The sequence below is a fragment of the Limnohabitans sp. WS1 genome, assembly GCF_003063265.1.
Classification (GTDB): Bacteria; Pseudomonadota; Gammaproteobacteria; order Burkholderiales; family Burkholderiaceae_C; genus Limnohabitans_A.
In genome coordinates, this window is sequence record NZ_NERU01000004.1 from 95854 (window position 1) to 110553 (window position 14700).

Annotated in this window: 13 protein-coding genes and 1 pseudogene; 6 read left to right on the plus strand and 8 right to left on the minus strand. The window is 60.6% G+C overall.

Features of this window, described 5'->3' with window-relative positions; all coding sequences use genetic code 11:
• Positions 1-97 precede the first annotated feature (97 nt).
• The gene (locus tag B9Z48_RS07495; protein WP_108377691.1) at positions 98-703 is read right to left on the minus strand and encodes an isochorismatase family protein; all 606 of its coding nucleotides are present in this window, start codon (positions 701-703) and stop codon (positions 98-100) included.
• Positions 704-826: 123 nt separating this feature from the next.
• On the opposite strand from B9Z48_RS07495, the gene B9Z48_RS07500 reads away from it, so the two are divergent.
• Together B9Z48_RS07500 and B9Z48_RS07505 are read left to right on the plus strand one after the other, a co-directional pair.
• Positions 827-1375, plus strand: a complete 549-nt coding sequence (locus tag B9Z48_RS07500; RefSeq protein ID WP_108377692.1) for a C40 family peptidase — start codon at positions 827-829, stop codon at positions 1373-1375.
• Positions 1372-2079 carry a VOC family protein gene (locus B9Z48_RS07505; RefSeq protein WP_108377693.1) on the plus strand — a complete coding sequence of 236 codons (708 nt, stop codon included), beginning with the start codon at positions 1372-1374 and terminating at the stop codon, positions 2077-2079. The genes B9Z48_RS07500 and B9Z48_RS07505 overlap by 4 nt, the downstream gene beginning before the upstream one ends.
• A gap of 3 nt (positions 2080-2082) precedes the next feature.
• On the opposite strand, the gene ycaO is transcribed toward B9Z48_RS07505, so the two are convergent.
• Both ycaO and B9Z48_RS07515 read right to left on the minus strand, forming a co-directional pair.
• Positions 2083-3873 (minus strand): 30S ribosomal protein S12 methylthiotransferase accessory factor YcaO, encoded by a 1791-nt coding sequence (gene ycaO, locus B9Z48_RS07510; protein ID WP_233261048.1) that lies wholly within the window; start codon positions 3871-3873, stop codon positions 2083-2085.
• Between the two features lie 30 nt (positions 3874-3903).
• Positions 3904-5094, minus strand: a complete 1191-nt coding sequence (locus B9Z48_RS07515) for a YbfB/YjiJ family MFS transporter (protein WP_108377797.1) — start codon at positions 5092-5094, stop codon at positions 3904-3906.
• A 193-nt stretch (positions 5095-5287) separates the two neighbouring features.
• On the opposite strand from B9Z48_RS07515, the gene B9Z48_RS07520 reads away from it, so the two are divergent.
• Positions 5288-6313, plus strand: a complete 1026-nt coding sequence (locus B9Z48_RS07520) for a tripartite tricarboxylate transporter substrate binding protein (protein WP_108377694.1) — start codon at positions 5288-5290, stop codon at positions 6311-6313.
• Positions 6314-6507: 194 nt separating this feature from the next.
• Here the strand turns inward: B9Z48_RS07520 and B9Z48_RS07525 are convergent, their stop codons facing one another.
• From B9Z48_RS07525 to B9Z48_RS07535, 3 genes are all read right to left on the minus strand, one after another.
• The gene (locus B9Z48_RS07525; RefSeq protein WP_108377695.1) at positions 6508-6903 is read right to left on the minus strand and encodes a VOC family protein; all 396 of its coding nucleotides are present in this window, start codon (positions 6901-6903) and stop codon (positions 6508-6510) included.
• 40 nt (positions 6904-6943) lie between these two features.
• Positions 6944-8161: a CaiB/BaiF CoA-transferase family protein gene (locus tag B9Z48_RS07530; protein ID WP_108377696.1), complete on the minus strand. Its 1218-nt coding sequence runs from the start codon at positions 8159-8161 to the stop codon at positions 6944-6946.
• 114 nt (positions 8162-8275) lie between these two features.
• The gene (locus B9Z48_RS07535) at positions 8276-9436 is read right to left on the minus strand and encodes a nitroreductase family protein (protein ID WP_108377697.1); all 1161 of its coding nucleotides are present in this window, start codon (positions 9434-9436) and stop codon (positions 8276-8278) included.
• Between the two features lie 107 nt (positions 9437-9543).
• Between B9Z48_RS07535 and B9Z48_RS07540 the strand changes: the two genes are divergently transcribed.
• Positions 9544-10479 (plus strand): LysR family transcriptional regulator, encoded by a 936-nt coding sequence (locus B9Z48_RS07540; protein ID WP_108377698.1) that lies wholly within the window; start codon positions 9544-9546, stop codon positions 10477-10479.
• Positions 10480-10560: 81 nt separating this feature from the next.
• On the opposite strand, the gene B9Z48_RS07545 is transcribed toward B9Z48_RS07540, so the two are convergent.
• Together B9Z48_RS07545 and B9Z48_RS07550 are read right to left on the minus strand one after the other, a co-directional pair.
• Positions 10561-10974, minus strand: a complete 414-nt coding sequence (locus B9Z48_RS07545) for a type II toxin-antitoxin system VapC family toxin (protein ID WP_368665916.1) — start codon at positions 10972-10974, stop codon at positions 10561-10563.
• 2 nt (positions 10975-10976) lie between these two features.
• A complete protein-coding gene (locus B9Z48_RS07550; RefSeq protein ID WP_108377700.1) occupies positions 10977-11243 on the minus strand; it encodes an Arc family DNA-binding protein in 267 nt (88 codons plus the stop codon).
• A gap of 193 nt (positions 11244-11436) precedes the next feature.
• Between B9Z48_RS07550 and B9Z48_RS22095 the strand changes: the two are divergent.
• Positions 11437-12240 (plus strand): annotated as a pseudogene (locus B9Z48_RS22095) (type IIL restriction-modification enzyme MmeI); the annotation flags it as partial.
• Positions 12241-12372: 132 nt separating this feature from the next.
• Positions 12373-14271, plus strand: a complete 1899-nt coding sequence (locus tag B9Z48_RS07555) for a class I SAM-dependent DNA methyltransferase (RefSeq protein WP_368665917.1) — start codon at positions 12373-12375, stop codon at positions 14269-14271.
• Positions 14272-14700: the final 429 nt, after the last annotated feature.

Below are 14700 nucleotides of genomic sequence, written 5' to 3' on the forward strand. Positions count from 1 at the left end.
ACCTGTAGGAGCGACGCCCTCGTCGCGATCAAGCCTCGCAGACCACGGCCCATCGCCCCGGGGACGGGCTCCTGCAACCCCGGGCCTACAAATCAATTCATTTGAAAAGAGATTGCAACAGCTTGAAATCGGGATGCTCAGCCGTTCGGACCCACTCAAACGCCACCATCTCAGCGGTCACCAGTTCGGCCCCCGCCCCGGCCAAACGGTCATAGGCTGCATCGCGGTTGCGCTCGGTGCGCGAACTGCAGGCATCGGTCACCACCCACACTTCAAACTCGTCTTCCAGCAAATCCAGGGCGGTTTGCATCAAGCAAATATGCGCCTCACAACCGGCCAACACAATCGTTTTGCGTTCCTGCGCAGCGGCTTGGGGCTTTTGCAGGTGGCGCGGCAAACTGCGGGCGTTGCCACGCGGGGCCTGGGGTGGCTCGGGTTGCAACCATTCACCCAGACCTTCTTCAACAGCACTGAATTGCATTTTGGCCAGCACCTGGCGGCATTGACTTCGGATGTCGGGGGGCATCTCACCCAAACGCGACGGATTTTGCTCTGTGCCCCAAGTCGGCACCTCCAAGGCCTGCGCCAAAGTCGCCAAGCGAGCGGCATTGGCCCACACCGCATCGGCGTCCAGCATTGCAGGCTTGAGGCGAGCCTGAAAATCCACCAACACCAATTGGCTTTCGTCTGCATTGATCAACATGTTTTTTCCCGATAGCTTTTGAGCTTGGATTGTCGCAGCACCGCCATCTTTCCATTCAGGGCATCCCCTAGGTCGCCCACTTGCGAGTCAAAAAAAGAAAAACATCAGTTATGCTTGAACACTATGCGTTGGTGGATCCCCCTCACTGTTATTTGCTTGGTCAGCCCCGTGGCCTTGTCTGCGCCGTCCGATGAGGAGGTGCAAGCAGCGCTTGAAACCGGTTTGGTGACCCAATTTGGTGGACAACTGAGCCAAGCCAAAGACAAAGCCAGCAGCAAAGCCACTGTGATGGTCATGCAGGCCATGGACTTGTTGGGCGTCCCCTACAAGCGCGGTGGCTCCAGCGAAAGCTCGGGCTTTGATTGCAGTGGTTTTGTGCGCCACCTTTACGAAAAATCGGTCGGCCAACTGCTGCCTCGTCGTGCCGAAGAGCAAGCCCGCAGCACCGAAGTCATTGAGCGAGAAGAACTCAAACCGGGTGATCTGGTATTTTTCAACACCATGAGGCGAGCCTTCAGCCATGTCGGCATGTACGTCGGAGATGGCAAATTCATTCACGCCCCCCGTGCAGGCAAATCGGTCAAGATCGAAGACATGCGCAGCGCTTATTGGCAAAAACGCTTCAACGGGGCACGTCGGCTCCCTTTGGACAGCGAACCTACAAAACCATGAAAACACAAATCGACCACTTGGTGGTCATGGCCTCGTCGTTGGACGTTGGCGTGCAGTGGTGCCAAGACACTTTGGGCATCACCCCTGCAGCGGGTGGTGAACACGAAAAATACGGCACCCACAACCGCTTGTTCAAGATCGCCACGCCCAACTACCCCTTGGCCTACTTTGAAATCATTGCCATCAACCCCGATGCCGTGATTCCCAAGCGCTCACAAGTGCCTCGCTGGTTCGACATGGACGATGTTTCGCTGCAAAAAGCCATACAACAAGGCCCACGGCTGATTCATTTTGTCAGCAGCACCGACGACATCAAAACCGCCAGGCACCAGTTGCGCAGCCAAGGCATCGAACGCGGTCAGGTGGTGCACGCCAGCCGCAAGTCCAGCAAAGGCACCCTGAACTGGCAAATCACCGTGCGGGATGACGGTGAGCGCTTGTTCAACGGCACTTTGCCCACCCTGATTCAGTGGGGCAAACCCGATGCAGCCGAACCCCTGCGACTGCACCCCCGCAACAGCCTGCCACGCTCGGGCGTGACCTTGCAAAGCCTGACGGTGAGCCACCCAAGCGCCACCAAACTGCAAGCTGCCTACGAATCGATCGGCTTGCAAGGTGTCAGCGTTCAAGCCGGTGACCCCAACATCGTGGCCACCCTGCAAACCCCCAAAGGCTTGGTTCAACTGCAAAGCCTGGGGCTGTGAGCATCAGGCCCTGAGGTCTTGGGCTTTCATGGACTGCACTTTGCTGTAAGCGAGCAGCAGTTTTTGGTGCATGGCGCAGCCGTCCATTTGCAAACCCGGGGCCGACAGGCCCATGAATCGGTCAGTTTGTGCAATCAAGGCTTGGGCTTGTCCCACAGCAGAGGCCCCATACAACTGGCGCAAAGCGGACAAATAAGGCCCGGTGTTGCCCCCGTCTGACAGCTGAATCAAGGTCTCGACACAGGCATAGACCGCACGCCGCTGCGCAGCGATGAGCTCAAAATGGCGAATCCACTCACAGCCTTCAAGCGTGGCTTCTTCATTGCCCGAGGCCAGCGCCAGCAGGGTTTTGAGCTCACCCACCCGCAAATCGGCCCAAAACGTCCCGGCATCGGCCACCATGCCGATGGCAGCGGCCACCGGGCCTGGGTCGGGCAGGCTTGACTCGTTCAGACTGGCCAACAAATCTTCGCACTCGTCATCGCCCAAATCGCTCAGGTTCAAAATCGCCTCGCGCATCGGGTTGGCCATGCTGTTGTTCTCAAAATCGAGGTCATCCACCGGGTAAATCTCAGACATGCCGGGCACCAAAATGCGGCAGCCATACACACCCAAGTGCTCCAAATCCGAGATGTAAATGTCAAAGCCTTCCTCGTGAATTTTGCTGATCAACCAGACATAGTCTTGGGTCGTGGTGGTCGAAAAGTTCCAGTCCACAAACACATGGTGCGGAATTTCACTCAGGAAGTTCCAGTGGATCTTGCCGCTTGAATCCACAAAATGACGCTCGATGTTGCTGGCGCTGGCCGCCTCTTCCAGGTCAAAAGTGGGTGGCGCAAAGCCCTTGAGGCTGTCGAGCGCACGGCCTTGCAGCAACTCGGTCAGTGCCCTTTCAAGGGCCACCTCAAACCGCGGATGCGCCCCAAAACTGGTCAAACAGCCTTGGTCTTGCGGGTGCAACAAGGTCATGTTCAACACCGGGTATTGCCCTCCCAGCGAAGCGTCTTTGACCAAAATGCCAAAGCCTTCCGCCCGCAACGCGGCCACGCCTGCGGCAATGCGCGGGTAGCGCTTGATCACGGCCTCGGGCACGTCGGGCAAACAAAGGCCCTCACCGATGATGCGGGCCTTGATGTGGCGTTCAAACACCTCGGACAAGGCTTGCGTGCGGGCCTCGGCCGCACTGTTGCCCGCCGACATGCCATTGCTCGCATACAAATTGCCCATGATGTTGACCGGCATGTACACGGTGCTGCCATCACGCTGACGCACGTACGGGAGAGTGCAAATGCCGCGTTCTTCGTGGCCCGAGTTGAAGTCAACCAAACTGCGGGCCGGAATGCTGCCCTCGGGGTTGTAGAACGCATGCAGCTCTTGGTTCAGGATGCCTGGGGGCCACACATCGTCCTCGGGCAGATCGAACCAGCGCTCTTGCGGGTCATGCACAAAATCGTGGTTGGCGATGTCGGGCCCCAGGTAACAGTGGGTCCAGAAAGAGTTGGTCCACAGGCGCTCAACAAATGCCCCCAAAGCGCTGGCCAAGCAAGCCAAGCGGCTGGTGCCCTTGCCCAGGGTGAACAACATCGGGCAATCACGGTCGCGGATGTGCACCGACCAAATGCCCTCGACCGGGTTGAGCCAGTTTTTTTCTTCGATGTGAAAGCCCATCGATTGCAGCTTGGCCTGCAGGGTTTGGATCGTGGCTTCCAGCGGTGCGTCTTTGCCAGGAATGTAACTTTGAGGATTCACGGCAAGGGCCTTGTCGGGGTTGCGTCCATCTGGACGAGCTTGCATTTTGCCTGCCAAACTCAGCCAGGGCCGTTTTCAATCAAGTGATGGCCCGGCGTCTTTGGGCAAAGTGGTCAACAGCGCCATGCCCACAACCATCACGGCGGCCGTCAGCCACAAAGCCCCTTTGAAACTGCCCGTGGTCTGCGCCATGGCACCGGCCACGACGGGCGCGATCATTTGCGCGGCGCCATAGCTGAGCGTCAAACGGGCCATGGCCTTGCCCGGGTTTTGGGGCGCACGCCGCCCCACCAAGGCCAAGGTCAAGCTCACGATGCCGATGAAAGTCGCCCCATAACCCAGAGCACCGATCAGCGCTGCAGTCAGTGAACCCGACAAAGCGGGCAGCACGATGGACACGGTCTGCAGGCCAAAGGCCAACAGCAAGGCCGGGATATCGCCCAACCTTCGGGCCACGCGGTCCCACAAAAACACGGCCGGCATGGCCGCCAGCCCCACCAGCGCCCAAGCCAAAGCGCCCTGCCCGGCCAAAGCCGGTTCGCGCTCGACTATGGCCACGGTGAAGGTCGCGCTGATGACAAAACCCCAGCCCGCCGCAAAATAGCTCAGCGCCATGGTCGCCATCCAGCGGCGTGAGACTTGGGGCTGCGCCTGGGCGGCGGCTGCGGCGATGGGCGCGGGCGGCACGGGCGGACGCCACAACCAGGCCGGCACAAAAAACACCAACCCCAAAGCCGCAAAGGCCAACCACTGGTCCGACCACAGCGTCCAAATAGACGACAAGACCCAAGCACCCAGCGCCGACACCACAATGCCCAGCCCCAGGCCAATGAACAACACCCCCAGCTCTGGCCTGCGGCCCTGGCGCATCAGCCAGCCCAGCACCAGCCCCGAGCCCAGCAGCATGCCGGTGGCCCCACACAAACCGCCCAAAAAGCGCCACAGCCCCCAGGCGGGCAACCAGCTCGACAGCGCCATGGCCGCCGTGGTGAGCAAGGCCATCCACAGGCCTGCACTGTAAAAACGGTGACGCCAACGCACATCGTCCATCCAGGCCGTGACCAAGGCCCCCACGATGTAGCCCGCGTAATTGATGGCGGCCAAGCCTCCGGCAGCGGCATCGTTCAAACCGGTTTGTGCCTGCAAGGCGGGCAACAAGGGCGTGTAGGCAAAACGGGCCAGGCCAATGGTCAGCACCAGGCCACAAATGCCCCCCAACATGACTTGCCAGGCTTGCAGGGGACGGGTGATGGGTGTGGAGGGCATGGGCAGGGTGTCGGTCAATCTCCACCATTGTGGCCTGAGGCTGGCCCGATTCAAAAAACGGACCAAGCGCACGGGCGCTTGCACCCGCTTGACGCGTCACGCAGATGACAGCTTGGGGCCTGGTCCAAAGGGTTTTCACCCTGCACAGCACGGGCCACGCGTCCTAAAGTGAAAACTCCCAAGGAGACCCACCATGCCCATCAAACACTTCCGTTCACGCATCACCCCGACCCTCACCCAACTGACTTCGCCGCTCAAACGGCAGCTTGGTCTGAGCCTCTTGCTGCTGAGCTTGGGGGCCTTCAGCACCACCAGCGCTGTGGCCCAAGCCTTTCCCACCAAGCCCTTGCGGCTGGTGGTGACCTTTCCTTCGGGCGGTGCGCCCGACATCCTGGCCCGCTTGTTCAGCGAAAAAGCGCAGCTGGGCTTTCCGGTGGTGGTGGACAACCGACCCGGCGCAGGCGGCAACATCGGCGCGGACAACGTGGCCAAGTCGCCCGGCGACGGCCACACCTTGGTCATGGGCACCGTGGGCACCCATTCCATCAACGGGGCGCTGTACGAAAAAATGCCTTACGACATGGTCAAGGACTTCAGCCCCATCTCGCTGATCGCCTCGGCCCCCAACTTGCTGGTGGTGAACAACGCCCTGCCCGTGAAAAACGTGCCCGAGCTGATCGCCTACATGAAGGCCAACCCCAACAAGCTCTCGTTTGGCTCCCCGGGCATCGGCACCTCGGTGCACGTCTCGGGCGAACTCTTCAAGTCGCTCACCGGCACCACCATGGAGCATGTGCCCTACAAGGGCCGTCAGTTCGCCATCCCCGACCTGATCGGCGGCAGCATCCAGGTCATGTTTGACAACATGCCCTCGGCCCTGCCCATGGCCAAAGAGGGCAAGATCCGGGCTTTGGCACAAACCACCGCTACCCGCTCACCGGCCGCGCCCGATGTGCCCACCGTGGCCGAATCGGTGCCCGGCTTTGAGGCCACCACCTGGTTTGCCATGTTTGCCCCGGCCAACGTGCCCCGCCCTGTGATCGACAAGCTCAACGCCGAAGTGGTGCGGGTGTTCAAACTGCCTGAAGTCCAAGAGCGCCTGAAGACCCTGGGCCTCGACCCCGTGCTCTCCAGCCCTGCAGAGTTGGCGCGCTACCAGGCCAGCGAAATCAGCAAGTGGGCCAAAGTGGTGAAGGACTCGGGCGCCAAGGCGCAGTGATGCAGCATGCTTCAAAGACTCAGCAACCCCTCGCTGAGGTCAATGAACGCCTTTGTTGTGGGAGCGATGCCCTCGTCGCGATAAAGCCCCGCAGACCACCAAGAATCGCCCCGAGGGCGGGGCTCCCACAATGCCCCCATCGCTGATCGCTGTCCCCAAGGCAAGCCTTGCACTTCAAACGTCACAGGGCCGGATCAGTCAACCAACTCAGAGATCTCGATCAGGTTCAGGTCGGGGTCTCTGAGGTAAATGGAGCGGATCTTGTGGGTGGCACCGGTGCGCATGACCGGGCCTTCCACGATGGGCCAATCGGCCTCGGTCACACGGGCCATGACCTCATCCAACGGCACGCTGGCGATGAAACACAGGTCCAAGGCACCTGGCACCGGCAAATGGGCTTTGGGCTCAAACTCCCGGCCGCGCACATGCAGGTTGATTTTCTGGTGGCCAAACTTGAAGGCCTGGCGCTGAACCGGGGGCGTGCCACCCACAAAAGTTTCGAGCTGCATGCCCAGCACGCGGGTGTAAAAGTCGATGCAAGCGGCCTCGTCGCAGGTGGTCAGCACCAGATGGTCCAGGTGGTCGATCATTGAAAAAACTCCTCTGTGTATTCGGCGTCTGCAACAGCGCTCAGGCCACGATGCCCTGCTCGCGCAGGGCCTGGATTTGTGCGGCACTCAGGCCCATGCTACTGAGCACCGCGTCGCTGTCCTGACCGATGCCCGGTGCGTTGCGGCGGTGGCCGCCAGGCGTGCGCGAGAGCTTGGGCACGATGCCGGGCACCATCAAATCGCTGCCGTCTGGCATGCGCACGGTTTGCAACATGTCTCGCGCCAGGTAGTGCGGGTCTTGGGCGATGTCGGCCACGGTGTAGATGCGCCCGGCCGGCACGCTGGCGCGGTCCAGCGCCGCCAGCACCTCGTCCACCGTGTGCTGCGCCGTCCACTGGCCAATCACGCCATCGATTTCGGCCACGCGGGCCACACGGCCGGTGTTGTCCTTCAGGGCCGGGTCTTGCCCTAGGTCGTCGCGGCCGATTTCGGCCATCAGCCGCTTGAAGATGCTGTCGCCATTGCCCGCAATCAGGGCGTAGCCGCCGTCCTTGCACAGGTAGGCGTTGCTCGGCGCAATGCCCGGCAAGGCACTGCCCGCCGGGCCACGCACCGCCCCAAAAGCGCTGTACTCGGGCAGCAGGCTTTCCATGCAGTTGAACATGGCCTCGTACAAAGCCACGTCAATCACCTGCCCCCGGCCCGAGGTCCGGCGCTCGTGCAAAGCCAACAAAATGCCAATCACGCCGTGCAAAGCCGCCAGCGTGTCACCCAGGCTGATGCCCACACGCACCGGCACCCGGCCGGGCTCGGCCGTGAGGTGGCGAATGCCGCCCATGGCCTCGCCCACCACGCCAAAACCCGGGCGGTCGCGGTAAGGGCCGGTCTGGCCGTAGCCGCTCACCCGCAGCATGATCAGGCGGGGATTGAGCGCCAGCAAATCGTCAGGCCCCAGGCCCCAGCCTTCCATCGCGCCGGGGCGGAAGTTTTCAATCAGCACATCACTCTCCGCCGCCAGCTGGCGCACGATGTCCTGCGCGGCGGGCTGCTTGAGGTCCAGCGCCAAAGACTGTTTGTTGCGCGACTGCACCTGCCACCAGACCGAGGTGCCGTCTTTCATCAAGCGCCATTGGCGTAAGGGGTCGCCCGCGCCGGGGGGCTCGATCTTGACCACATCGGCCCCAAAATCGCCCAAGGTTTTGGCGGCAAACGGGCCTGCGATCAGTTGGCCCAATTCGAGGACCTTGAGACCGGTCAAAGGGCCGGTGGCGGGGGAAAAAGCTTTGTCTTCGTTCATGGCCTCCAGTGTAGGCAATGCGCACGGCATGACTTGATCGAAATGAACAGGTGCCACGAAACCCCAACGCCGCCCATGCACGGCTTGGCAAAGACCACCGCCACGACAGCCCCATCACGCCTTGCGAACATGCGCTTCCAGCCCGCGTCGCGGAGCCGGGCCAATCGCGGGGCCGTGACCCAGGCGGGTCCACATCTGCACCGTGTGCCCGCGTTCGGCAGCGCCCAACAACTGATGCACAGCCTGGTAGTGCGCCGCCTGCTCGGGGTATTCCTGCAAGGCCTGCGACAAGGGGTGCATCGACAAGCCCTGCGCCGTGGCGGCCAGTTGGGCCCGCACATAGGCACGCCCGGTTTGCAGCTGAGTGATGCGGTCGTTGCGCGCGGTGCTCAGCCAAAAATAAGCCGGGGTGCTGGCGATCGCGGCATTGAAACGCTCCAGCTGACCCTTGATTTCCGAGCTGTCCGGCGCTGAGGCTTGGGTGCGGTCAAACAAGCCCAAGGCATTCAAGGCGCGCACCATGGGCGAGTTCAGCGATATGCCGTCGCGGTGCTGGGCGATTTCCTTGGGGCCAATGCGCAGCACATGGTAAGACTCCAGCAGCGTGCGCGGCGTGACCAACTCGGTGCGCCAGGCATCCATGGCGATTTGCGCATGGCGGGCCATGGCCGCATCTTCTCCCCGTGTAACAAGGCCCAATGTGACAGGCAACCCTTTAACGCTGTCGCGCACAACCTGCAAAACCGCGGCATCGGGCGTGCGCGCTTCGTACACGCCCTTGTGCGTGTGGCGATTGAAGACTTGCGCAAACAGCGGGTCGGGCCGCACCTGCGCATCGCGCACCAGGCGTATGCGGGCGGTGGGCCGGGTGTCGGGGGCCGTGGCGCTGAACTCGCCTTCGGGGAAAGGCGTGACCTCAGTGCGGTAGCCGCGCTGGCGGGCGGCCAGGTCCAGCACTTCAATGAAGGTGCCCTGGCTGATCACCAACTGGCGCGACAGCGGATCGGTCTCGGGCAACAAACGCTTCATGTCCATGCGCAGCACGATGGTGCCCGGCATGTCCAAGTCCACCAGCCACGACTGCAGGTTGTGCGCGTGTGGGGCCAGCAAAGCGTGTGACAAGACCCAGCGGCGGATGTCGAGGTTATCGGCCGGAGGCTGCCAGGCCGCGATGGCCTCGGCGGGCATGCTGCTGTCGCAAGCGGTCAAGCTGGTCACGGTGGCTGCGGCGATGAAGCCGCCGCCTGCAATGTGCAAAATTTGTCGTCTGTTCATGGTGTTTCTCCAGAGGGTTCGTCAAGGGTTTGTGAGGGTTGAGGACGATTGTCTGGAGACGGTGGCTATTGCACAATTGCATAAATTCAAGCAACAGCCATTCATGAATGAATAAGTCCAACTTCAACTGGGCCCTGATCCAGTCCTTTTTGGCCGCCCTGGAACACGGCAGCCTCATGGGCGCAGCGCGCGCCACGGGCGTGAGCCAGTCCACCTTGGGGCGGCACATCGCCGAGCTGGAAAGCCAGCTGAACCTGCTGCTGTTTGAGCGCACCGGGCGCGGCCTGCAAGCCACCAGTCACGCGCTGGCACTGGCCGATGCGGCACGCGCCATGCACGCGGGCGCAGCCGATTTTTCTCGGCTGGCCTCGGGGGCTGGGCAATCGGTGCAAGGCAGCGTGCGCCTGTCGGCCAGCCAGCCAGTGGCTTTTCATCTGCTGCCGCCCATCCTGACGCGCATGCGTCAAACCCTGCCTCAGGTCACGGTGGAGTTGGTGGTGAGCAACTCGGTCAGCAACTTGCTGCTGCGCGAAGCCGACATCGCCTTGCGCATGGTGCGGCCAGAACAAGGCAGCTTGGTGGCGCGGCAAATTGGCCAGGTGCGGCTGCGCGCCTGTGCCAGCAAGGACTACTTGCAACGCCGGGGCACCCCGCAAGTGCCCGAAAATTTGGCCGAACACGACCTGATCGCGGGCGACACGAACACCGACATCCAGCAAGGCTTTCAAGCCATGGGCTACCCGGCCAGCGCACTGCATTTTGGGCTGCGCACCGACGATATGAATGTGCAATGGGCTGCCGTGCGGGCCGGGCTGGGCATCGGCTTCATGAGCGAGCACCAGATGCAAAGCGACGCCGCCATCAAGGCCGTCCTGCCCATGCTCACCCTGCCAACCCTGCCTGTTTGGCTCACGGTGCACCGCGAACTGCGCACCAGCGCCCGCATCCGGGCTGTGTATGACTTTTTGGCGGATGAGGTGGGGCAGGCGCTGCAAAAACAGCCAGCCAACCCAACCCGCCTGAATGAGAGTGGCCCTCTCTGATTGACTCGGGCCAGATCGGTATGGATCCAATCCTGTGAAGTTTGATCAGTTCGAGCAGGAATGCCTCAGGTTGAAACCGCCTCAGGCCTGCCAGGGGTTCAACCAAACCAAACCCAAACCCTCGAAATGCCTTGTGTTGCGCGTTGCCAATCGCGCACCGTGCGCCAAGCAGGTGGCCGCAATTTGCGCGTCGGCCATCGCCAATGGCTGACCCAATTGCTCCCGCGCCGCCACCAAATCGGCATAAACCACCGCTGCGGGTAAATCAAAGGCCAACACACGGCCAGCAAAGTCTTCGGCCAGCATGGCCTCAAAGGCCTGCGTCAACTGCAACCGGCGAGCCCCAGATGGCAAACGGGCCAGTCCGTAGAGCAGCTCAGACACCACCACGCTGCACAGCCACAAATCCCGGTCCGACTGCGCATCCACCCAAGCCAGCACCGCCGGGTTGGGTACGGGCCGCATCAGCTCCGAGACCACATTCGTGTCCAGCACGATCACAGGCCGACCCCTGAAGCCTCGTTGCCAAAGTCCGCCGCACGGGCAGGCTCGCTGCGTTCTGGCGGTGGCAAGTCCGCACCGCCTATTGCCGCAAACCGGGCGTGCAACCGACTGCCCAAACCCTTGGCCGCAGCGGGCTGCGACAACACGCTGCGCAAGATGGTTCGCACCTCTTCCTCCATGGACCGGCCGTTGGCCGCTGCGGCCAAACGCAGCTTGTCCTTGATCTCGGTCTCGATGTTGCGGATGGTCAAGGTTGACATGGAGCTCCTCCTTTGGGTTTGACAGCAATGCTAGCAATGAAAGCATTTTTGTCAAGGCAGACACATCTATCGCCAAGTCAAATGCAGCATCAAAGCGTCTTCTTTTTAAAAATTTGAAAACTAAATAATAAATCTGACCTCTAGAATCGAATGAATACCCCCTTATTCATTTTCACGAGAGCGCTAGATTCAAATGATTCATCCTCAAGAACAGCAGGACCTGCTCAACGACAGAGCCGAAGCCTTCAGCAAGGAGTTTGCCGACGCCAATTACGAAATGGGCCAAGGGCAAAACTTTGTGCGTGAGTTGTGCGGCGTGTATGGGCTGAACTACCTGCGCTCGGTGGACTTTGAACGGCGGGTGGCCAAAGACAGCGGAATCGGCAATTTGCGCATCGACGGCTTTTTCCCGGGCCTGCTCTTGGTGGAGATGAAATCCAAGGGCAAAGACCTGGCCGAAGCCTATGATCAGGCCAAGGGCTACATCCCCAAGCTCAAAAACAAAGAAGACCAGCCGCGCTAAATCCTGGTCAGCGACTTTCAAAACCTGCACCTGTACGACGAAACTGGCGAGCAAGCGCCCATCCAATTCAAGCTGGCCGACTTCAAAAGCCACGTCAACGATTTGGACTTTTTGCTCGGCTACGAGCGCATCTACCAGGACCGCCAAGCCGCCGCCAGCATCGAAGCAGCCAGCCGACTGGGCAATCTGCACGATGCCATCAAGCAAACCGGCTACCGGGGCCAAGACCTGCAAACCCTGTTGGTGCGTTTGTTGTTTTGCCTGTTTGCCGACGACACCGCGCTGTTCAACAAAGAAGACGCTTTTAAGCTGGCCGTGCAAAACAGCAACAGCGCAGGCGACGATTTGGGCGGCAAACTGCAACGCATTTTTCGGCGACTGGACACCAACCCCCACACTTCGGCCAAGGACGGTGCCAGCACACAACGCACGGACGGGCAATACGCTTACCTGCTGGACTTTCCTTATGTGAACGGTGCCCTTTTTACCAAGCGCATCGAAGACCCCGACTTCGACGCTGCCTCGCGCCAGGCCCTGCTGGGCTGCTGCGCCATCGACTGGTCCGAGATCAGCCCTGACATTTTTGGCACTTTGTTCCAGCACATCATGCATTGGGACGACGAAGAGGCCCAAGGCAAAACCAAAAAGCGCCGTGACTTTGGAGCCCACTACACCAGCGAGCGCAACATCCGCCGCGCCATCGATCCGCTGTTTTTGGAGGCCCTGCAAGCCGAGTTGGCGCTGTGCAAGGGCGACGCCAAAAAACTCAAGAACTTTGTCACCAAACTGGCCAGCCTGCACTTTTTTGACCCCGCCTGCGGTTGTGGCAACTTTTTGGTGGTCACCTACCGCGAACTGCGCTGGCTGGAGCAGCAAACCCTGCTGGAGCTGAACAACACCCCCGGCGCACAGCAAACCATGCCCCTGTGCAACGTGCACCAGTTTCACGGCATCGAGATCGACCCCACCGCCGCCGAGATTGCCACCGTGGCCATGTGGCTGACCGACCACCAAATGAACCAACGCTGGGCCAGCGGCTACAAACGCATCCCGCTGGTGAGCAAAGCCAACATCCACCAAGGCAATGCTTTGCGATTCGACTGGAACGCCGTGATTGCGGCCTCCAAGCTCAGCTTCATCGTGGGCAATCCACCGTTTTTGGGCTACACCCAGCAAAGCGCCGAGCAAAAAGCCGACATGGCCCTGATCTTTGGCAAAACCCAGGGCACTGGCGTGCTGGACTACGTGACCGCCTGGTACGTCAAAGCCTTTGCGCTCATCAAACTTAACCCGCAGATCAAAGCCGCTTTTGTGTCCACCAACAGCATCACCCAAGGCGAACAGGTCTCGGTGCTGTGGCAACCGCTGTTTGACCAAGGTCTGCACATCCACTTTGCGCACCGCACATTCAAGTGGAGCAACGAAGGCTCGGGCGTGGCGGCGGTCCACTGCGTGATCGTGGGCTTTGGTCTGGACAAACCCAAAAAGTGTGATTTGTGGGACTACGGCCAGAAAATTGGTGGTGACGGGCAATTGCAAAAGACGCGGCGGATCAATGCGTATTTGGTGGATGCGCCGGCCATTTTTCTGTCCAATCGGCGTGAACCACTGTGCAAGGTGTCGCCCATGAACAAAGGCAGCCAACCCACCGACGGCGGCCACCTGCTGCTGAGCGCCGATGACGAACAGGCCATCCGCGACACCGACCCGATTGCGGCGCGCTATATCCGGCCCTTCTTGGGCGCGGAAGAATTTATCAACAACACGCCGCGCTTTTGCCTGTGGCTGGCGCACATGACCAACGCCGATTTGGCCGCATCGCCCGAATTGCAAAGACGCATCGCGGGCGTAAAAGCCATGCGCCTGGCCAGCCCCAAAGTACCGACCCAAAAACTGGCCGCAGTGCCACATTTGTTTGGCGAAATTCGACAACCCAAAGAAGACTTCATTGCAATTCCCGAAGTTTCGTCAGAACGCCGAACATTTATACCCATCGGTTTTTTGAGTGCAAATATTATTCCGAGCAACAAAATACAAACCATATCCAATGGAACGCTTTTCCAGTTTGGCGTTCTTTGCAGCACGATGCACAACGCCTGGATGCGTTACACCTGTGGACGTTTGAAAAGCGATTACAGCTACTCCAGCAGCATCGTCTACAACAACTACCCTTGGCCCACACCCAGCCCGGCGCAGCAAGCCGCCATTGAAACTGCTGCCCAGGCGGTGCTCGACGCCCGCGCCCAGCACCCGGGCCAAAGCCTGGCCTGGCTGTACGACCCAGAGAACCTGCGCAAAAATAAAAGCCTGCAAGTCGCGCACGACGCGGTGGACGAAGCTGTGGACGATGCCTATGGCTACGAAGAAAGCAACGACGACACCCACCGCGTCGCCTATTTGTTCAAGCTCTACGAAAAACTGGCCCTGGCCCCCATGCTGGAGCCCGCCGAGACGGCCAGCCCTGCCAAAAAGCCACGCAAAACGACAAGCAGCAAAGCCCGCTAAGTTCATGGAAAGGCGTCGCTCAATGGGTCGTGAATCCATGGATTGACATCATTCAGGCCCATTTTGAGGAGCGCAGGCCATGGCATCTAGTCATTGTCAGAAACTTGCCCGAGGCGACACACCGAGCCCTTAAGCTGCGCGCTGCCCAGCGTGGCCGAAGCACCGAGGCCGAAATTAGCCTGATTTTGGAAAATGCCGTGGCCCCAAAAATCGGCTTGGGCTCAGCTTTGGTGGCGATTGGCCAACAACTGGGCGGCATCGAACTGGACTTGCCACGGGACAAGCACACGGTCGAACCGGCGAGCTTTGAATGACCATCGCGGCGAGGGCGCCGCTCCTACAAAGAAAGGGGTGGTCTGCGGGGCGCTATCGCGGCGGGGGCGCCGCTCCTACAAAGAAAGGGGTGGTCTGCGGGGGGCTATCGCGGCG

Bases quoted from the DNA above. Each gene is read 5' to 3' on its own strand.
- B9Z48_RS07505 (WP_108377693.1), top strand. From the start codon at position 1,372: ATGAAAACACAAATCGACCACTTGGTGGTCATGGCCTCGTCGTTGGAC.
- B9Z48_RS07525 (WP_108377695.1), bottom strand. From the start codon at position 6,903: ATGATCGACCACCTGGACCATCTGGTGCTGACCACCTGCGACGAGGCC.
- B9Z48_RS07500 (WP_108377692.1), top strand. From the start codon at position 827: ATGCGTTGGTGGATCCCCCTCACTGTTATTTGCTTGGTCAGCCCCGTG.
- ycaO (WP_233261048.1), bottom strand. From the start codon at position 3,873: ATGCAAGCTCGTCCAGATGGACGCAACCCCGACAAGGCCCTTGCCGTG.
- B9Z48_RS07515 (WP_108377797.1), bottom strand. From the start codon at position 5,094: ATGCCCTCCACACCCATCACCCGTCCCCTGCAAGCCTGGCAAGTCATG.
- B9Z48_RS07535 (WP_108377697.1), bottom strand. From the start codon at position 9,436: ATGAACAGACGACAAATTTTGCACATTGCAGGCGGCGGCTTCATCGCC.
- B9Z48_RS07550 (WP_108377700.1), bottom strand. From the start codon at position 11,243: ATGTCAACCTTGACCATCCGCAACATCGAGACCGAGATCAAGGACAAG.
- B9Z48_RS07555 (WP_368665917.1), top strand. From the start codon at position 12,373: ATGCATTGGGACGACGAAGAGGCCCAAGGCAAAACCAAAAAGCGCCGT.
- B9Z48_RS07530 (WP_108377696.1), bottom strand. From the start codon at position 8,161: ATGAACGAAGACAAAGCTTTTTCCCCCGCCACCGGCCCTTTGACCGGT.
- B9Z48_RS07540 (WP_108377698.1), top strand. From the start codon at position 9,544: ATGAATAAGTCCAACTTCAACTGGGCCCTGATCCAGTCCTTTTTGGCC.
- B9Z48_RS07495 (WP_108377691.1), bottom strand. From the start codon at position 703: ATGTTGATCAATGCAGACGAAAGCCAATTGGTGTTGGTGGATTTTCAG.
- B9Z48_RS07520 (WP_108377694.1), top strand. From the start codon at position 5,288: ATGCCCATCAAACACTTCCGTTCACGCATCACCCCGACCCTCACCCAA.